17 protein-coding genes are annotated in these 19,414 nt (G+C 58.6%); 9 read left to right on the forward strand and 8 right to left on the reverse strand.

What is annotated here, in order from left to right:
• Together QMG44_RS16315 and QMG44_RS16320 are read left to right on the forward strand one after the other, a co-directional pair.
• Positions 1-687 (forward strand): B3/4 domain-containing protein, encoded by a 687-nt coding sequence (locus QMG44_RS16315; protein WP_059306149.1) that lies wholly within the window; start codon positions 1-3, stop codon positions 685-687.
• A gap of 12 nt (positions 688-699) precedes the next feature.
• A complete protein-coding gene (locus QMG44_RS16320; protein ID WP_086532083.1) occupies positions 700-1,548 on the forward strand; it encodes a dihydrodipicolinate synthase family protein in 849 nt (282 codons plus the stop codon).
• Between the two features lie 38 nt (positions 1,549-1,586).
• Here the strand turns inward: QMG44_RS16320 and lsrG are convergent, their stop codons facing one another.
• Genes lsrG through lsrA form a run of 6 tightly spaced genes read right to left on the reverse strand, consistent with a single transcriptional unit; the run spans position 1,587 to position 7,273 of the window.
• Entirely contained in the window at positions 1,587-1,880 is a 294-nt protein-coding gene (gene lsrG, locus QMG44_RS16325; RefSeq protein WP_020883586.1) for a (4S)-4-hydroxy-5-phosphonooxypentane-2,3-dione isomerase, read from the reverse strand.
• Positions 1,877-2,764, reverse strand: coding sequence for a 3-hydroxy-5-phosphonooxypentane-2,4-dione thiolase (lsrF, locus tag QMG44_RS16330; protein ID WP_014171710.1), 888 nt, complete (start codon positions 2,762-2,764; stop codon positions 1,877-1,879). Before lsrF ends, lsrG begins: the two co-directional genes overlap by 4 nt.
• 11 nt (positions 2,765-2,775) lie before the next feature.
• Positions 2,776-3,777: an autoinducer 2 ABC transporter substrate-binding protein LsrB gene (gene lsrB / locus QMG44_RS16335; protein WP_025202959.1), complete on the reverse strand. Its 1,002-nt coding sequence runs from the start codon at positions 3,775-3,777 to the stop codon at positions 2,776-2,778.
• Entirely contained in the window at positions 3,774-4,757 is a 984-nt protein-coding gene (gene lsrD, locus QMG44_RS16340; RefSeq protein WP_014171712.1) for an autoinducer 2 ABC transporter permease LsrD, read from the reverse strand. The genes lsrB and lsrD overlap by 4 nt, the downstream gene beginning before the upstream one ends.
• Complete coding sequence (gene lsrC, locus QMG44_RS16345) at positions 4,758-5,789, reverse strand: autoinducer 2 ABC transporter permease LsrC (RefSeq protein ID WP_014171713.1); 1,032 nt, start codon at positions 5,787-5,789, stop codon at positions 4,758-4,760.
• Positions 5,786-7,273 (reverse strand): autoinducer 2 ABC transporter ATP-binding protein LsrA, encoded by a 1,488-nt coding sequence (gene lsrA, locus QMG44_RS16350; protein WP_086532082.1) that lies wholly within the window; start codon positions 7,271-7,273, stop codon positions 5,786-5,788. Before lsrA ends, lsrC begins: the two co-directional genes overlap by 4 nt.
• Before the next feature lie 215 nt (positions 7,274-7,488).
• On the opposite strand from lsrA, the gene lsrR reads away from it, so the two are divergent.
• The 3 genes from lsrR to QMG44_RS16365 all read left to right on the forward strand — a co-directional run bounded on the left by lsrR (position 7,489) and on the right by QMG44_RS16365 (position 12,256).
• A complete protein-coding gene (lsrR, locus tag QMG44_RS16355; RefSeq protein WP_020883581.1) occupies positions 7,489-8,460 on the forward strand; it encodes a transcriptional regulator LsrR in 972 nt (323 codons plus the stop codon).
• Between the two features lie 33 nt (positions 8,461-8,493).
• On the forward strand, positions 8,494-10,074 hold the full coding sequence (lsrK, locus tag QMG44_RS16360) for an autoinducer-2 kinase (RefSeq protein WP_020883580.1): 1,581 nt from the start codon (positions 8,494-8,496) through the stop codon (positions 10,072-10,074).
• A gap of 160 nt (positions 10,075-10,234) precedes the next feature.
• Positions 10,235-12,256, forward strand: a complete 2,022-nt coding sequence (locus QMG44_RS16365) for an NADPH-dependent 2,4-dienoyl-CoA reductase (RefSeq protein ID WP_281853203.1) — start codon at positions 10,235-10,237, stop codon at positions 12,254-12,256.
• Between the two features lie 61 nt (positions 12,257-12,317).
• Here the strand turns inward: QMG44_RS16365 and rlmG are convergent, their stop codons facing one another.
• A complete protein-coding gene (gene rlmG / locus QMG44_RS16370; RefSeq protein ID WP_020883578.1) occupies positions 12,318-13,454 on the reverse strand; it encodes a 23S rRNA (guanine(1835)-N(2))-methyltransferase RlmG in 1,137 nt (378 codons plus the stop codon).
• 85 nt (positions 13,455-13,539) lie between these two features.
• Between rlmG and QMG44_RS16375 the strand changes: the two genes are divergently transcribed.
• The 4 genes from QMG44_RS16375 (at position 13,540) to sstT (ending at position 17,821) form a co-directional block, all read left to right on the forward strand.
• Positions 13,540-14,043, forward strand: coding sequence for a YgjP-like metallopeptidase domain-containing protein (locus QMG44_RS16375; protein ID WP_025202954.1), 504 nt, complete (start codon positions 13,540-13,542; stop codon positions 14,041-14,043).
• A gap of 70 nt (positions 14,044-14,113) precedes the next feature.
• Positions 14,114-15,112 (forward strand): Gfo/Idh/MocA family protein, encoded by a 999-nt coding sequence (locus QMG44_RS16380; protein ID WP_014171720.1) that lies wholly within the window; start codon positions 14,114-14,116, stop codon positions 15,110-15,112.
• 263 nt (positions 15,113-15,375) lie between these two features.
• Positions 15,376-16,344: a TerC family protein gene (locus QMG44_RS16385; RefSeq protein ID WP_079231657.1), complete on the forward strand. Its 969-nt coding sequence runs from the start codon at positions 15,376-15,378 to the stop codon at positions 16,342-16,344.
• Between the two features lie 235 nt (positions 16,345-16,579).
• Positions 16,580-17,821, forward strand: a complete 1,242-nt coding sequence (gene sstT, locus QMG44_RS16390; RefSeq protein WP_047355842.1) for a serine/threonine transporter SstT — start codon at positions 16,580-16,582, stop codon at positions 17,819-17,821.
• Between the two features lie 101 nt (positions 17,822-17,922).
• Here the strand turns inward: sstT and QMG44_RS16395 are convergent, their stop codons facing one another.
• Complete coding sequence (locus tag QMG44_RS16395; protein ID WP_281853204.1) at positions 17,923-19,410, reverse strand: UxaA family hydrolase; 1,488 nt, start codon at positions 19,408-19,410, stop codon at positions 17,923-17,925.
• Positions 19,411-19,414 lie beyond the last annotated feature (4 nt).

Consider the following 19,414-nt stretch of genomic DNA (forward strand, 5'->3'; position numbering starts at 1 on the left):
ATGTCTCTCGTTACGCCGTCAATAGACCCGCGTCTTACCGGGATTGCCCCCGGCTTTCGGGCGCTGAGCATTCTGGTTGAAGCCGCCCCGATAACCCAGCCGGACGTGGCCTCTGCCGCGCTGGCACAGGCCTGCCAGCAGGTCCTCACTGATGATGTCGCCTGGGCGGAAGCGCACCTCAGCGCCTGGGATGACGTGTTCAGAGCGTTTGGTGCGAAACCGAAACGCACGCCCTGCTCGGCATCGGCCCTGCGTAAGCGAGTGCTGAAGGAGGGCGCACTGCCCCCGCTCGATCCAGTGGTTGATATTTACAATGCCATCAGCATTCGTTACGCCATTCCCGTCGGGGGTGAGAATCTTGCCGCTTATGCAGGCGCACCGCGTCTGACGCTTGCCGAAGGTAATGAACCGTTTGATACCCTGAAAGAGGGCCAGCCGGTTATCGAATACCCGGATGCGGGCGAAGTTATCTGGCGCGATGATATCGGCGTCACCTGCCGTCGCTGGAACTGGCGCCAGGGCGTGCGTACACGTCTCGATAGCCAGGCGCAACACATGTGGTTTATTCTCGAAAGTCTGCCGTCGATGCCGTTATCGGCGTTGCAGGAGGCTGGCGATGAGTTAGTCAGCAACCTGCAGCGGCTGATGCCGGGCTCCACTGCTCACCTTCAACTGATTGAACTCTAAAAGGATAAGCGGATGTTTCACGGGTTAAGCGCATTCCCTCTGACGCCATTGCGAGAGGGGAAATTTGATGAGCAGGCGTTTGTGCAGTTGCTGCGCCCGCTGGTGGATGCCGGTGTCGATTCGCTGGGGATCCTCGGTTCGACGGGCAGTTACGCGTATCTGACGCCTGAAGAGCGCACGCATATCACCCGCTGTGCCGTGGCGCATGCCGACAACATTCCGGTGAGCGTAAGTATTGGCGCGCTTCGCCTCGACGATATTCTCCGTCTGGCGGATGAGGCGCAAAGTGCCGGCGCCCGCGGGGTGTTACTGGCCCCCGTGTCGTACCAGCGCCTGACGGCAGAGGAAGTGTTTACCCTGTATGAGACGGTGACCCACCGGATCTCTGTTCCGCTGTGCATTTACGACAACCCGGCCACCACCGGGTTCGAGTTTAACGACGATTTGCTGTATGCCGTGGCGGCGCTACCGAACGTCAAATCCGTCAAGCTCGGGCGCACACCGGACAATATCGCCCACATGCGTGCCCGTCTTCCTGAAAACGTCACCCTGGGCATCAGTGGCGACTGGCGGGCGGCGTCAGCCCTGCAGGCCGGGTTCGATGTCTGGTATTCGGTTATCGCAGGGCTCTATCCGCAGACGGCACTGGCGATTGCACGAGCCAAAGACACCGCAGCCTCTGACCGGCTGGCACCGCTGTGGGCGCTGTTCCGCCAGTACGGCAGTTTGCGGGTGATGGCCGCAGCAGCAGAAATGTCAGGGAAAGTGGCCGCGCCTGCACTGCCGTTCCCGCTTGCGTCGCTGAGCGGGAAACCGCGCGAAACGCTGGCGGCGATCCTGGCGGATCTGGCCCTCGCCTGAGCATCGCCGGGCTAGCGTAAGCGCTACCCGGCGGTCTGTTACGCCGGCAACAACCCGACAAAACTGCGTTTTTTGCGCGGCTCTGACATCAGGTCCTCAAGCTTATCCACGCAGGCCAGATAGTGCGGGGTTTTCTTGTGCGCCAGCACCGCCTCTTCATCCTTGTAGGCTTCGTAGATAAAGAACCGGGTTTTCACGCGCGGATCCTGTAAAACATCAAAGCGCAGATTGCCCGGCTCCTGAATCGCCCCTTCGTGGTTAGCGCGAAACACCTCCAGAAACTCATCGACCCGCTCGGGTTTGATGTTGATTTCCACTAATGTCACGTTCATTTTGCTTCTCCCTGTTTCTCTTCCTGCCAGAACTGGAACGCGTCCCGCGCGCTCATGTTCTCATGTACCACTTTTTTCACCGCTTTCAGCATGGCCAGCGGGGCGCTGGACTGGAAGATATTGCGGCCCATGTCCACGCCGGACGCCCCCTGGTCAATCGCCCGCCAGCACATCTCCAGCGCGTCGTGCTCCGGCAGCTTTTTGCCTCCGGCAATCACGATCGGCACCGGGCAGCTGGCGGTTACTTTTTCAAACCCTTCGTCGACATAATAGGTTTTGACGAACTGCGCCCCCATCTCGGCCGCGATACGGCTGGCAAGCGAGAAATACCGCGCGTCGCGCGCCATCTCTTTGCCAACGCCCGTTACCGCCAGGGTCGGCATGCCATAGCGCGCACCGGCATCCACCAGTTTGATGATGTTGTTGATCGACTGATGTTCAAACTCACTGCCGATGTACACCTGCGCCGCCACCGCGCAGACGTTCAGGCGCAGCGCATCTTCCATCGCCACCGCCACGCACTCGTTGGAAAGTTCTCCTAAAATCGAATTGCCGCCAGAGGCGCGCAACACGACGGGTTTATTGGTGGCGACAGGCACCTGGCTGCGCAAAATACCGCGGGTGCACATCAGCACGTCGGTTTCCCCAAACAGCGGGGCGATAGAGAGATCGATACGCTCAAGGCCGGTAGTCGGTCCCTGGAAATAGCCGTGATCAAAGGCCAGCATCACCGTGCGGTTGCTTTTTGGGTTGAAGATGCGCGCCAGCCTGGACTGCATTCCCCAGTCCAGCGAGCCGCATCCCTTCAGGGTAAACGGCACGTTCTGCTGCGGTGTGCCGATGCCAAAATCTTTGCCGTCTTTGATGTCGTCTAAATCAGCCATTTGCTCCCCCGTCAGAAATCGTATTTGTTGATGTTCTCTTTGGTAAACACCACCCGCTCCGGCAGCAGCACAATGCCGTTGCCCTTCGCTTCATACTGGTAGCCCTGCACGCTGTTCGGCTCGACCTTCAGCGTACCGATATCTTTCACGTCCACGCTGTCGCCAACGTTAAGATCGCCTTTTTTCAACAACCGATCGGCGACATTGACCGCAATTTTGCCCTGTTGCACCACATCCCACAGGCCGAAGGCTTTCACCGTGCCGCGCTCTACGTACGGGCGCATCACGTTAGGCGTGCTGAAGCCGACAATCGCCACCCCTTCTCGCTTCAGGTTTTCCGCCGCCTGCGCCGCTGCCGGCAGGGCGTTGGCATCCGGGGCGATGATCGCATCCAGATCCGGATACGCTTTTAAGATCCCCTCGGCGGTTTGTAGCGATTTGGTGGCATCGTTATAGCCAAACTGCGTGGTCACAACCTGCCACTGCGGATGATCTTTCTCGATTTTGGCCTTCGCCTCTTTCACCCACTGGTTCTGGTCGGTAACGGTCGGGCTGGAGTAAAAGAACGCCACTTTGGCATTCGGTTTGGTGACCTGTTTACCGGCCATGTCGACCAGCAGGCCGCCAAGCTGCGCCGGGGTGCCCTGGTTGATGTAGATGCTGCGGCATTCCGGTTTGGTGTCGGAGTCCCAGGTCAGTACTTTGACGCCACGCTGCATCGCGCGCTTCAGCGCCGGGCAGAGGCCATCCGGCGACACCGCCGAAACGATAATGGCGTTATAGCCCTGGTTAACGAAGTTGTTGATAAGCTGCACCTGGCCTGAGACGCTGGGCTCGGTCGGGCCGTCGTAGGTGACGTCCACGCCGAGATCTTTACCCGCCTCTTTCGCGCCATTGCCGCCGCTGGTAAAGAAGCCAACGCCCACCAGCTTGGGGATAAAGGCGATGCGGTCCGCGGCCTGTGCCGACGCGAAGCTGAGTGCCATCGCCAGGACTATCAGTTTTGTTTTCATCTTACGCTCCGGGTATGTTTTGTGAGGAGAGAGCGCACCCATTCACGGTGCAAACTCAGTGAACGTCCCATCACCACCACAACCAACAGCGCCCCTGACAGCGCGCTCGACACCTGGTTGGGGATGCCGACCATCTGTAAACCCTGCTGCAGATACCCCACCAGCAACGCCGCCAGGGCCGTACCGATTACCGACCCCGAACCGCCATAGATATTGGCGCCGCCGAGGACCGCTGCGGTCAGTGCAGGCATCAGTAAATCGCGTCCCAAATCCGAACGCGCCGAACCGAAATAGGAGACCATCACCAGCGCAGCAATGGCCGAAGCAACGCCCACCAGGCCATACAGGGCGTAGGGCATCCCGTTGACCGAGAGCGCCGCATAGCGCGCCGCGCGCGGGTTCTGCCCAATCAAAAACAGATGGCGGCCAAAGCGTCCGCGATGGGTAATCAGCCAGAAGAAGACGGTAATCACGGCGAACAGCACCAGCGGGATTGGCAACCCCAGGAACGTGAGATTAGCGAACGCGGTAAAGCTGTCCGGGAAGCCACCGATGCCTTCGTAACCGGTCGCCCCCGCCATGCCGGAGAGCAGCAGTGCGCCGCCGCCGTAGAGATAGAGCGTGCCGAGGGTGATAACCAGCGGGCTGATGCCGGTGTAGTGGATCAGCGCAGCGTTGACCAGACCGCACAGCAGGCCGAGCAGCAGCGTCAACGGTATGGCCAGCGCCATCGGCCAGCCCGCCTGCATCATCACCCCCAACGCGATGGCACACAGGCCGATGGTCGAACCGAGAGAAATATCAATGCCGCCGCTGATGATCACCAGGGTGAGCGGCAGCGCCACAATGCCAATGCAGATAAAATCACTGGTGCTGAACAGCAGCATGTTGATATCGAGCATGCGCGGATTGATGGCCCCAAAGAGCAGGATTTCCAGCACCAGTAATATCAGCAGCGCGCTTTCCCAGTTAAGCTTCATTTACGCCACCTCTTTTTTGTGTTTCGTAAACGGGGTGACATGCTTCCCCCCTTTGTTACCGGGCTGGAAGCGGCTGTACTTAAGTGCCCGTTGATGCCGGGCCAGCGCCTGGCGTAAACGCCCGTCGAGCACCAGCACACCGAGCAGCACCAGCCCGGCGATAAAGTCATTCCACCACGCGGGCAGCCTGAACAGCACCAGCACGGTGTCGATTTGAGTCAGGAAAAAAGCCCCCAGTAAGGCGCCAATAAGCGTCCCGGTACCGCCCAGCAGAGAGATCCCCCCGAGTACGCAGGCGGCAATGGCTTTCATCTCCAGCCCGCTGCCGGTCTGGTTAGGTACAAAGCCAATCTGCGAAGCGAAGACAATCCCCGCACACGCGGCCAGCATGCCGTTCAGCGTAAAAGCGATCATTCGCGTGCGGTTCACCGCCACGCCCAGCTGGCGTGCGGCGGTAAGGTTGTCGCCCACGGCGTAGAAATCGCGTCCGAAGGCGGTGCGCGACAACGTCCATGCGCCGACCGCGGCTAAAAACACCACGCCCATTCCGAGCGGTGAAATACCCATAGCGGCAGGTTCAGAGAGCGATTTCAGGCTCGGCGGTAGCCCTTCAATCCACTTTCCTCCCGTCCACAGCAGCATCGCCCCGCGATAGAGGCCCAGCGTACCGAGGGTGGCCACAATTGCCGGAATACGCAGCCCCACCACCAGAAAACCGTTAAATGCTCCCGCCAGTGCGCCAATCGACAGCGCAAAGAGGATCGATACCGGCAGGGTGTAGCCGCTGTTCAGGGCCACCCCCACGGCAATGGCAGACAGCCCGACGGTAGAGCCGACGGAAACATCAATATTGCGGGTCAACATCACCAGCGCGGCGCCGAGCGCCAGCAGGATCAGGATTTGCGAACTGGCGAAGATCATCCCCAGCGTTTGCAGGCTGAAATAGGCCGGATTGAGCCCCACCAGCACCGCGAACAACGCCAGAATGGCGATGAACGCGCTCAGTTCGCGATTTTTCAGTAAGGTCTTCATGACTGCCCTCCGAATGCCAGCGCCATCATTCTGTCGAGACTGACCGCGTGCCGGGACAACTCGCCGCTGAGCACGCCCTGGTGCATCACCAGCACGCGATCGGCAAGCCCGGGGAACTCATCCAGATCGCTTGAGATCATCAGCACCGCCACGTTCTGCGCCGCCACGCTTTTGATGAGCTGATAGATATCGGCCCGCGCCGACACATCCACTCCGCGTGTCGGTTCATCGACGATCAACAGCAGCGGGTTCGCCTCCAGACAGCGCGCCAGCAACACCTTCTGCTGGTTGCCGCCGGAGAGCGTGCGCACGGTTTGATCCGCATGGTTAAGCTTGATCCCCAGCGCCCGGTGATAGCGCTCCACCACCGCCGACTCCCGTTTGCGCTGCTGCCAGACCGAGGGCTCATTCAGTACCACGGTGTTCCAGCGAATCGGCGCATCCAGGAACAAGCCGGAAACCTGTCGGTCCTCTGGCAGGTAGACCAGCCCTTTCTCCAGCCGTGCCGCCACGGGTTCGCCGGTTATTTCCTGATTTTCCAGCCAGACTCGCCCACCGCGCACCGGGCGCAGCCCATACAGCGTTTCCGCAAACTCGGTGCGCCCGGAGCCGACCAGCCCGGCGAGGCCAACTATTTCCCCGGCATAGATTTCCATGCTGAGATCGATAAACCCCTCACCGGTAAGCTCTTCCACCCGCAACACCGGGAAATCCTGCGGCTGCGTGCGGCGATTGCCCGGCAGCGCCAGCCACAGTTTTTGCGCATCACTTAATCCTTTTTCGCGGCTCACCGGCGTCATGGCGGCAATCAGGGCGTTATCGTCAAACTGTGCAGTTTCACCGCTGAGCACGATCGCGCCGTCGCGCATTACCGAGACGTGGCTCGCCAGCTGGCGGATCTCCGGTAATTTGTGCGAGATAAAAACAATGCCGACGCCCAGCGCCTGCAACGCGCGGATCTGGCGGAACAGCCGTTCGGTTTCCCCCGGGGTGAGCGACGCCGTGGGTTCATCAAGGATCAGGATCTTCGCGTTACGCATCAGGCCGCGCAGGATCTCCACCATCTGTTGATCCGCCACTTCCAGGGTGCTGGCGGTGGCATCAAGAGTGAGCTGACACTGCAGCTGCTGGAGTTTCTCCGCCAGCCGTTCCCCCATACCGGCCTCACGCGGCAGGCGGAAAAGGATGTTTTCCCGCACCGTCAGGTTGGGGAAAAGCAGGGGTTCCTGCGGCACCAGATAAATCCCCAGCCTGTGGGCCTGCGCGGGCGAAAGCCGCGCAAACGCGTGGCCGTCAATCGAAAGTTCACCGCTGTCCGGCGTTTCCACCCCGGCGATGATTTTCATCAGCGTTGATTTTCCCGCGCCGTTACCGCCCATCAGCGCATGCACCTGACCCGCAAGCAGCGTGAAATGAATACCTTTCAGGACCGGTACGCCGGAGAACTGCTTGCTGATATCACGTGCTTCGATAAGTGGCGTCATTATCGCTCCGCTATTGAACAAATGATTTTTAGATTTAATAATGTTCAAAAGCGTAGACGGTGAACTATATTTAGAACCGTGCAGGGATCACAAATTTATCGATTAAGATCCACACAGACACAAATCAATCTAAAAGATCTGTTTTGTCGCGTGGTTCACACTTTCTTTCTGCGCGATCACGAACATATGATCTAAATTTTTATAAGAGTTCAATTATGAGCGATAAACGCACTGCGGAAGAAGGTCGTTTTGCCGGGCTGGCACTGGCGGAAGAAGAGCTGGTTGCCCGCGTCGCCTGGTGCTACTACCACGACGGATTAACCCAGAATGACATCGGCGAGCGGCTCGGACTGCCGCGCCTGAAGATCTCGCGTCTGCTGGAGAAAGGACGACAGTCCGGGGTGATCCGCGTGCAGATCAACTCCCGCTATGAGGGGTGTCTGGCGCTGGAAACCGAGCTGCAGCAACGCTTCGGGCTCAAGCTGGTTCGCGTGTTGCCGGCCCTGAATACCCCGCCCATGAATGTTCGGCTGGGCATTGGCGCAGCGCAATCGCTAATGGGCGTGCTGGAGCCCGGCCAGCTGCTGGCGGTGGGATTTGGTGAAACCACCATGAGCAGCCTGCAGCACTTAAGCGGTTTTATCAGCTCGCAGCAGATCCGCCTGGTGACGCTCTCCGGCGGCGTTGGGCCGTATATGACGGGCATCGGTCAGCTTGATGCCGCCTGCAGCGTCAGCATGATCCCCGCCCCGCTTCGCGTTTCCTCCGCCGAAGTGGCCGGGATCCTAAAACGTGAATCCAGCGTGCGGGACGTGATCCTCGCCGCCGCCGCGGCCGATGTGGCGGTGGTAGGCATTGGTTCAGTAAACCAGCGCCGGGACGCCACCATATTGCGCTCCGGCTATATCAGCGAAGGTGAACAGCTGATGTACGCCCGCAAAGGGGCGGTGGGCGATATCCTTGGCTATTTCCTGAACGCCGAAGGGGAATGCGTGCACGAGCTGGAGATCCACCGGGAATTACTGGGCGTCACGCTCGATGAACTGGCGCAGTTGCCCACCATCGTTGGCGTGGCCGGAGGTGAAGAGAAAGCCGATGCGATTTATGCCGCACTCAAAGGCCGCCGTATTAATGGCCTGGTGACGGAGGAGACGACAGCCCGCGCGGTGCTGGCTCTGGCGAGCTAAGAGCCTGTCCTGCGCCTGACACGAGGCATGCTCATGAGTTACCTTTTAGCGTTAGATGCAGGGACAGGCAGCGTTCGCGCCGTAATTTTCGATTTGCAGGGCAACCAGGTTGCCGTCGGCCAGGCCGAGTGGAAACACCTGAGCGTGGAGAATGTGCCGGGCTCGATGGAGTTTGATCTCGACATTAACTGGCGGCTCACCTGCCAGTGTATTCATCAGGCGCTGGAGCGCGCCCGCCTGAGCGCAGCGGATATCCAGTCCGTGGCCTGCTGCTCAATGCGCGAGGGGATCGTGCTGTATGACCGCAACGGCGACGCCATCTGGGCGTGCGCCAACGTCGATGCCCGCGCCAGCCGCGAGGTAGCCGAACTCAAAGAGATCCACGACTACCGTTTTGAATCCGAAGTGTATGACGTCTCCGGCCAGACCCTGGCCCTGAGCGCCATGCCGCGCCTGCTGTGGCTGGCGCACCATCGTCCGGACATCTACCGCAAAGCCGCCACGATCACCATGATAAGCGACTGGCTGGCGGCAAAACTGTCCGGCGAGCTGGCCGTTGATCCGTCCAATGCCGGGACTACCGGTATGCTGGATCTCTTCTCCCGCGACTGGCGTCCGGCGCTGCTCGACATGGCCGGGCTGCGTGCCGATATCCTCTCTCCGGTGAAGGAGACCGGCACCGTGCTCGGTGCGATCACCAAAGATGCCGCACAGCAGAGCGGCCTGCGCGAAGGCACGCCGGTGGTGATGGGCGGTGGCGACGTGCAGCTTGGCTGTCTTGGGTTAGGCGTCGTGCGGGCCGGGCAAACGGCCGTGCTGGGTGGTACCTTCTGGCAGCAGGTGGTCAACCTGCCGCAGGTACGCACCGACCCGGAGATGAACATCCGCGTGAATCCGCATGTGATCCCCGGCATGGCGCAGGCGGAGTCGATCAGCTTCTTTACCGGCCTGACCATGCGCTGGTTCCGTGACGCCTTCTGCGCGGAAGAGAAACTCATCGCGGAGCGGATGGGAATGGACACTTACTCCCTGCTTGAGGAGATGGCCAGCCGCGTGCCTGCCGGTTCACACGGTGTTATGCCGATCTTCTCAGATGCTATGCACTTCAAGCAGTGGTATCACGCCGCGCCGTCGTTTATTAACCTCTCCATCGACCCGGAAAAATGCAACAAAGCCACGCTGTTCCGTGCGCTGGAAGAGAACGCGGCGATTGTCTCGGCGTGTAACCTGACGCAGATCTCACGGTTCTCAGGGGTAACGTTCGACGGTCTGGTGTTTGCAGGCGGTGGCTCGAAAGGCGCGTTGTGGAGCCAGATTTTAAGCGACGTGACCGGTCTGCCGGTGCGCGTCCCGCAAGTGAAAGAGGCGACAGCGCTGGGCTGTGCGATTGCTGCCGGAACGGGAGCCGGGCTGTTTTCGGATATGGCGGCGACAGGCGAACGGCTGGTGAAATGGAGCCGCGAGTTCACGCCGAACCCGGCGCACCGGGAGCTGTATGACGGTATGATGCAGAAGTGGCAGGCCGTTTATGCCGACCAGCTTGGGCTGGTGGACAGCGGACTGACGACATCGATGTGGCAGGCACCGGGTTTAGTGCGTGCCCCCTCTCCCTGAGAGCTATAACGCCCCCTCTCCCTCAGGGAGAGGGGGTCAGGCCACACCAATATTTGAATCCCATCACAATCGCCGCATTCCCCTTTTCCCTTTTACTCATCGCTGGCTAAATTAGTAACTCATCCGACCACATAACAATAATTTTACACTGGAAGAGACTATGAGCCACTACCCGTCGTTATTTGCCCCCCTCGATCTGGGGTTCACCACCCTTAAAAACCGCGTGCTGATGGGCTCAATGCATACCGGGCTTGAAGAACATCCGGACGGGGCCGAACGTCTGGCGGCCTTCTATGCCGAGCGCGCACGTCACGGGGTGGCGCTGATTGTTACCGGCGGGGTGGCCCCTGCGCCTTCTGGCGTGGGGATGGAAGGCGGTGCGGTGTTGAACGATGCCAGCCAGCTGCCGCATCATCGCGTGGTCACTGACGCCGTTCACCGGGAGGGCGGGAAAATTGCCCTGCAGATCCTGCACACCGGGCGTTACAGCTATCAACCGAATCTGGTCGCACCGTCGGCCATTCAGGCCCCGATTAACCGCTTTACGCCCCATGCCCTCAGCCACGATGAGATCCTGACGCTGATTGACGACTTCGCCCGCTGTGCAGCGCTGGCGCGTGAAGCGGGCTATGACGGTGTTGAGGTGATGGGCTCGGAAGGCTACCTGATCAACGAATTCCTCGCGGCCCGCACAAACCAGCGCGACGATGAGTGGGGTGGCGATTACGCGCGCCGCATGCGCTTTGCAGTGGAAGTGGTGCGCGCCGTGCGTGAACGTGCCGGGGCGGATTTTATTATGATCTACCGCCTGTCGATGCTCGACCTGGTGGAAGGCGGCGGGACGTTCGACGAAACCGTGCAGCTGGCGCAGGCGATTGAAGCCGCCGGCGCGACCATCATCAATACCGGCATCGGCTGGCACGAGGCGCGTATTCCGACCATCGCCACGCCGGTGCCACGCGCGGCGTTCAGCTGGGTCACGCGCAAGCTGAAAGGGAAAGTGTCTGTCCCGCTGGTGACCACTAACCGCATTAACGACCCGCAAGTGGCGGAAAATGTGATCGCCGCCGGTGATGCCGACATGGTCTCCATGGCGCGTCCGTTCCTTGCAGATGCCGAGCTGCTTTCCAAAGCGCAGAGCGGGCGTGCAGATGAGATTAACACCTGCATCGGTTGTAATCAGGCCTGTCTGGATCAGATTTTTGTTGGCAAGGTCACTTCGTGTCTGGTCAACCCCCGCGCCTGCCACGAAACCAAAATGCCGATTTTCCCGGCGGTGCATAAAAAACGCCTGGCCGTGGTCGGTGCCGGCCCGGCGGGTCTGGCGTTTGCGGTGAATGCCGCCTCGCGCGGCCACAGCGTGACGTTATTCGATGCCGCCGCTGAGATTGGCGGGCAGTTCAATATCGCCAAACAGATCCCGGGCAAAGAAGAATTTTACGAAACCCTGCGCTATTACCGCCGAATGATCGACCTGACGGGCGTGGATCTTCGCCTCAACCAGTTTGTAAATCCGGCGGATGTAATGGATTACGATGAGGTGATCCTGGCGAGCGGGATCGCACCACGCAGGCCTGCGATCGAGGGCATCGATCATCCGAAAGTCCTGAGCTATCTGGACGTTTTGCGTGACAAAGCGCCGGTGGGGGCAAAAGTGGCGATCATCGGCTGCGGCGGGATCGGGTTCGATACCGCGATGTACTTAAGTCAGCCCGGCGAACCCACCAGCCAGAACATTGCCGACTTCTGCGTGGAATGGGGTATCGACACCAGCCTTAACCAGTCCGGCGGCTTGCGACCGGAAGGACCCCAGCTGCCGAAAAGCCCGCGTCAGATCGTCATGCTGCAGCGTAAAGCCAGCAAACCCGGTGAAGGCCTGGGCAAAACCACGGGCTGGATCCATCGCGCAACCCTGCTCTCTCGCGGGGTGAAGATGATACCGTCGGTGAGCTATCAGAAGATCGATGATGCGGGGCTGCACGTGCTGATCGGCGGTGAGCCGCAGCTGCTGCAGGTGGATCATGTGATTTTGTGTGCGGGTCAGGAGCCGAAGCGCGATCTGGTGGATCCGCTACGTGAGGCGGGAAAAACGGTACACCTGATCGGCGGATGCGACGTGGCGATGGAGCTGGATGCACGACGCGCCATTGCGCAGGGGACAACGCTGGCCTTGAGTCTCTGAGTGACGCAACGCTCACCGGGCCTGCACGCGAGGCAGGCCGGTGTAAACTCAGCGCCCCGCGTTAGCGGCGGCGACCCAGCTTGACGGATTTCAGCACCACGAACTTGTTGTTGGTGGCAACCGTGGTGCAGTTACCGAAGATTTTCTTCAGCTTGTGGAAGTAGTCCAGGTGACGGTTCGCCACGATATACAGCTCGCCGTTAATTTTCAGGCAGCGGCGTGCATGGTGGAACATCTCCCAGGCGACGTTATCCGTCAGGGCGTGTTTCTGGTGGAACGGGGGATTACAGAACACGGCATTAAAGCGGAACGGCTCAACGCCCGACAGCGCGTTATTAATCATAAACTCGCAACGATCCAGCGCGTCCGGCATGTTGGTTTCAACGTTCAGACGACTGGAGGCCACCGCCATCGGCGACTCATCACTAAATACAACGCTCGCTTCAGGGTTCTTCGCCAGCAGCGTCAGGCCAATCACACCGTTACCACAGCCCAGATCGACGATTTCGCCTTCCAGGTTATCCGGCAGATTTTCAATAAAGAAACGCGCCCCGATATCAAGGCCGGTGCGGGAGAAGACGTTCGCGTGGTTGTGGATTGTCCAGTCAGTGCCTTCCAGCGTCCAGCTCAGGGTTTCTGGCGCGTCGGCCAGTTCCGGGGCACTGAAAGTACAGTTAATGAGACGCGCTTTTTTCCAGGCCAGCGTCGTGGTGGTTGGGCCGAGCACTTTCTCGAACAGTTCCAGCGTTGAGGTATGGATATCACGCGCCTTGGCCCCCGCGATAATACGCGTTTGTGGGGTTACGACGTTGCGCAGTGCGCGCAATTGTTGTTCCAGCAGCGCCATTGTTTTTGGCACTTTGATCAGCACCACGCCCGGCGCCTGCGGGTAGTCCGCGGTGCTGTCGAGGAACTTAACGCTGGATTCGTCGATGTCGTTGTGGCGCAGGTTTTCCCGCGTCGCCAGCTCGCTCAGGTAGGAATCACCGATGCTGTAAGGCGTGTGTTCTGCCAGAGCACAGCCCAGCGCGCCAAATGCGTCATTCAGGATCAAAACCGGGCCGCTGATTTCAGTGTCATCCAACTGTTGCAGCAGATATTCATCCGCCGCTTCCCACGCCTGAAGCGGGTTAACGTCGTCCGTTTCCGGGAAACGTTTTAGGTTGAGTGAACGGAAACCGTTGTCTAAGTGGCTCATCGGCCCTCCTGAATGGTAAAATTTCGGCGTTATCCCTGAAAAGGGTGCGTGAGTATACCCGTTTTATTGTCAAATTGGGGCGTTGATGAACCAACTAACTTATCTCCAGGGCTACCCGGAGAACTTACTTTCTCAGGTTCGCAGCTTAATTGCCGAGCAAAAGCTGGGCGCGGTGCTGGAAAAACGCTATCCGGGTACGCATGACTTCGCGACCGATAAGGCGCTCTGGCAGTATACCCAGGATCTGAAAAACACCTATCTGAAGAGCGCGCCACCCATCAATAAGGTGATGTACGACAACAAGATCCATGTGCTGAAAAACGCGCTCGGCCTGCACACTGCCGTTTCCCGTGTTCAGGGCGGCAAGCTCAAAGCGAAAGCGGAGATCCGCGTTGCTACCGTGTTTCGTCACGCGCCGGAAGCGTTCTTGCGGATGATCGTGGTGCATGAGCTGGCACACCTGAAGGAAAAAGAGCACGACAAGGCCTTCTACTCTCTGTGCTGCCATATGGAGCCGCAGTACCACCAGCTGGAGTTCGATACCCGCTTATGGCTTACGCATTTATCGTTAAAGAGTAATGCGCAGTAGCGCAGTGGTTTTGCAATAATCACGTGCTACAGTGGCTAAAGGTTCCCTGCTACGGAGTACGTAAACGTTTATGATACGTTTCGCAGTTATTGGCACGAACTGGATCACCCGCCAGTTCGTCGACGCCGCCCATGAAACCGGCAAATTTAAGCTCACCGCAGTCTATTCCCGCAGCCTGGAGCAGGCGCAGAGTTTCGCGAACGACTATCTGGTTGAACATCTGTTCACGTCGCTCGATGAGATGGCGCAAAGTGACGCCATTGACGCGGTCTACATCGCCAGCCCAAACTCCCTGCACTTTCCGCAAACGTCGCTGTTTCTTAGCCATAAAAAACATGTGATTTGCGAGAAGCCGCTGGCCTCGAACATTCAGGAAGTGGAAGCCGCGATTCAGCTTGCCCGCGACAATCAGGTGGTGCTGTTCGAAGCGTTCAAAACCGCCAGCCTGCCAAACTTCCTGCTGTTACAGCAGTCTCTGCCGAAGATTGGCAAAGTGCGTAAAGCGTTTATTAATTACTGCCAGTACTCGTCGCGCTATCAGCGTTATCTGGACGGGGAAAACCCGAACACCTTTAACCCTGCCTTCTCTAACGGCTCGATTATGGACATCGGTTTTTACTGTCTGGCCTCTGCCGTGGCGCTGTGGGGCGAGCCGCACGGCGTCACCGCCACGGCCAGCCTGCTGGAAAGCGGTGTGGATGCGCACGGCATCGTGGTGCTGGATTACGGTGATTTCAGCGTTACGCTGCAGCACTCCAAGGTGAGCGATTCCGTTCTGCCCAGCGAAATTCAGGGCGAAGCGGGCTCACTGGTTATCGAGAAGATTTCCGAGTGTCAGAAGCTGAGCATTGTCCCACGCGGCGGCAAAGCGCAGGAGCTGACGCAGCCTCAGCATATTAACACTATGCTCTATGAGGCAGAGGTCTTCGCCCGTCTGGTGGAAGACAACGAAGTGAATCACCCTGGGCTGGCGGTCAGCCGCACCACGGCGAAACTGCAAACCGAGATCCGCCGTCAAACCGGCGTGGTCTTCCCTGCAGATGGCGTGGGCGCAGAAGCTATCGCGTAAAGCTGTGTAATGAAACGGTGCAGACCATTGACGAAATCACTGGTCTGACATATTTTGTTACCTGCAAAGGGGAGTAACTTCCTTGCCGGTGGATCGTCATTACGATGCGTGCAAAACCGCATCCGGTCGCCGGGCAACCAAAAAGCCCGTCTTTTTGGTTGTAAGTGAGACCTTGCCGGAAGGCGAGGTCTATGCATAAAAAGCTAACGGCTATCGTCTTCTGACCATGGCCGTTTTTGTTTTTTATGTGTAAGGAAAATAGTATGCATTCTGTCGGCACTCCCATGTTGTGGGGCGGATTCGCGGTTGTCGTGCTCATCATGCTGGCGATCGACCTCTTTTTGCAGGGGCGTCGCGGCGCACATGGCATGACCATGAAACAGGCTGCGGCCTGGTCACTGGTGTGGGTCACCCTCTCCCTGCTCTTCTGTGCTGCCTTCTGGTGGTACCTGGCCTCAACGGAAGGCCGCGCGGTTGCCGATCCTCAGGCGCTCGCGTTCCTCACCGGCTATCTGATTGAAAAAGCCCTGGCGGTCGATAACGTCTTCGTCTGGCTGATGCTGTTCAGCTACTTTGCCGTGCCTGCGGCCCTGCAGCGTCGCGTGCTGGTGTACGGCGTGCTGGGTGCGATTATCCTGCGTACGATTATGATCTTCGCCGGAAGCTGGCTGATTACGCAGTTCGAATGGCTGCTGTATGTCTTTGGCGCATTCCTGCTGTTCACCGGGATCAAAATGGCCCTGGCAAAAGAAGATGGCTCCGCCATTGGCGACCGTCCGCTGGTGAAGTGGATCCGTGGTCATCTGCGCATGACCGACAAGATCGAGAGCGAGCACTTCTTCGTGCGTAAGAACGGCCTGCTTTTTGCCACGCCGCTGCTGCTGGTGCTGATTCTGGTTGAGCTGAGCGATGTGATTTTCGCGGTAGACAGCATTCCGGCTATCTTCGCGGTCACCACTGACCCGTTCATTGTGCTGACATCTAACCTGTTCGCCATCCTCGGTCTGCGTGCCATGTACTTCCTGTTGGCAGGCGCGGCTGAGCGCTTCTCAATGCTGAAATATGGTCTGTCGGTGATCCTGGTGTTTATCGGTATCAAGATGCTGATTGTCGATTTCTACCACATCCCTATCGCTATCTCACTCGGTGTGGTGTTTGGCATTCTGATCGTGACGTTGCTTATCAATACCTGGGTTAATCGTCAGCACGATAAGAAGCAACAGGTGGGGTAATTACGGTCCTTCCTGCTGCCTTTACGCTGGCCCTCTTCCCCCCAGGGAGAGGGCCAGCACACTTTTGTAAATGAATAGTTAAAAACTATGACACAACACGTAAAATGCAGCATTTTACGCTTCCCTCCGCATCCGGTTTCCCTATACTCAACCAGGCAAACATTTTCTTACATCCGGACATAAATGTGACTTAGAGCACATAAAGGATGGAACGCAATTTCACTTAGGAATTTTTATGAGCACACAATCAACTGGTCTCTTTGCGCGCCTGGCGCAAGGCAGTCTCGTTAAACAAATTCTGGTAGGGCTGGTACTGGGGATTCTGCTGGCAATGGTGTCAAAACCGGCTGCGGAAGCGACGGGGCTGCTTGGCACCCTTTTCGTTGGCGCACTGAAAGCCGTGGCACCGGTGCTGGTGCTGATGCTGGTCATGGCGTCAATTGCCAATCATCAACACGGACAAAAAACCAACATTCGCCCTATCTTGTTCCTGTATCTGCTGGGCACCTTCTCTGCAGCCTTAACAGCCGTCGTTTTCAGCTTCCTGTTCCCGTCCTCGCTGCACCTGACCAGCGCTGCGGGTGATATCACCCCGCCATCCGGTATTGTGGAAGTGCTGCGCGGCCTGCTGATGAGCATGGTCTCTAACCCGATTACGGCACTGATGAACGCTAACTACATCGGCATCCTGGTCTGGGCGATCGGTCTTGGTTTTGCCCTGCGTCACGGCAACGAAACAACGAAAAACCTGGTCAACGACGTGTCGAACGCCGTGACCTTTATGGTCAAAATCGTGATTCGCTTTGCGCCAATCGGCATCTTCGGTCTGGTCTCTTCCACACTGGCGACCACCGGCTTTGGCGCACTGCTGGGCTATGCGCAGTTGCTGGTGGTACTGATTGGTTGCATGCTGCTGGTTGCGCTGGTAATTAACCCGCTGCTGGTGTTCTGGCAGATCCGCCGTAACCCGTATCCGCTGGTGTTAACCTGCCTGCGCGAGAGCGGTGTGTATGCGTTCTTCACCCGCAGTTCTGCGGCAAACATTCCGGTTAACATGGCGCTGGCGGAGAAGCTGAATCTGGATCGCGACACCTACTCGGTTTCCATCCCGCTGGGTGCGACCGTGAATATGGCGGGTGCGGCAATTACCATTACCGTGCTGACGCTGGCGGCTGTGCATACGCTGGGCATTCCGGTCGATCTGCCCACGGCGCTGTTGTTGAGCGTGGTGGCGTCGCTGTGTGCGTGTGGTGCATCGGGTGTGGCGGGTGGTTCGCTGCTGCTGATCCCACTGGCGTGCAATATGTTCGGTATCCCGAATGAGATTGCCATGCAGGTAGTGGCCGTCGGCTTTATCATCGGTGTATTGCAGGACTCCTGCGAAACCGCGCTGAACTCCTCAACGGACGTGCTGTTCACCGCAGCGGCATGCCAGGCGGAAGACGCGCGTTTAGCGAAGAACGCGTTACGCGGGTAAACAAAAGCCCGGTGACAAACGTAAAGCAAAACGGCAACCGAAGGTTGCCGTTTTAGTGTTTGACCCTCTCCACAGGGTTGAGGGCATCACCCGCACCACACTTACAGCGTCACGCCACTCTTGAAGATCGCCAGTTCGCGGAAGTCATTCTTCTCGTTACAGGTCTGTCTGCCGTTGGCAAACTCTACAATGGTATCCACGAATTCCGTCAGTAACTGCGGCATCCCTTTGCCGTGGATTAACTGGCCTGCATCAAAGTCGATCCAGTGTTTTTTCTTCGCTGCCAGCTCGCTGTTGGTCGCGATTTTGACCGTCGGCACAAAGCCACCGTACGGTGTCCCGCGCCCGGTGCTGAACAGCACCATGTGGCAGCCGGCGCCGGCCAGCGCGCTGGTCGCAACCGCATCGTTACCCGGTGCGCTGAGCAAATTCAGACCGTGCGTTTTCAGACGTTCACCGTAGCGCAGGACATCAACCACCGGGCTGGCACCCGCTTTTTGCGTGCAGCCGAGAGACTTCTCTTCAAGCGTGGTGATCCCGCCCGCTTTGTTACCCGGAGACGGGTTTTCATAAATCGGCTGGTTGTGGGCGATAAAGTACTGTTTGAAGTCGTTCACCATGGTGACGGTCTTCTCAAACGTCTCTTCGTCGCGACAGTGGCTCATCAGAATACGTTCAGCGCCGAACATTTCCGGCACTTCTGTCAGCACCGTCGTACCGCCGTTGGCGATCACATAATCTGAGAAGCGGCCCAGCATCGGGTTCGCGGTGATCCCGGACAGGCCATCAGACCCGCCGCACTCCAGGCCGAACTTCAGCTCACTCAGCTTGCCCGGCTCACGCCTGTCGTGACGCATCACCTCATACAGCTGGTGAAGGTGCTCAATGCCCGCTTCCACTTCATCATCCTGGTGCTGACACACCATAAAGTGCACGCGCTCGGGGTCAAACTCACCCAGCGTGTCGCGAAACGCATCCACCTGATTGTTCTCGCAGCCCAGGCCAATCACCAGCACCGCGCCCGCGTTCGGGTGGCGGACCATGTTTTGCAGCATGGTGCGGGTGTTGATGTGGTCGTCGCCAAGCTGAGAACAGCCGTAGGTGTGGCTGAACAGGTGCACACCGTCCGTACCTTCGGCGTCGTGGGTCTCTTTCAGGAAACGCGTCTGGATTTGACGCGCGATCCCATTCACGCAGCCGACGGTGGGAAGGATCCACAGCTCGTTGCGGATCCCCGCCTCACCGTTCGCCCGGCGGTAGATCTGTACCTCGCGATCCGCCGCCTGCGCTTCTTCCGCCGCTAAATCAGGTTGATAGCTGTACTCGTCCAGATCGCTCAGATTGGTGCGGGTGTTGTGGGAATGAATATGCTCACCCGGCGCAATATCCGCCAGCGCATGACCAATCGGGAGACCGTATTTAACAACGTTGTCTCCTTGGGCGATCGGCTTCACGGCAAACTTATGCCCGCGAGTCACCGCCTGACGCAGGGTTACCGTCTGGTTATCAACGGTGACAACTTCACCTTCGGCCAGATCCGCCAGCGCGACGGCAACGTTATCCAGCGAATGGATTTTGATGTATTGCATATCA

Origin of the sequence: Enterobacter sp. 200527-13 (assembly GCF_027924865.1) — a bacterium.
Lineage (GTDB): Bacteria > Pseudomonadota > Gammaproteobacteria > Enterobacterales > Enterobacteriaceae > Enterobacter > Enterobacter ludwigii.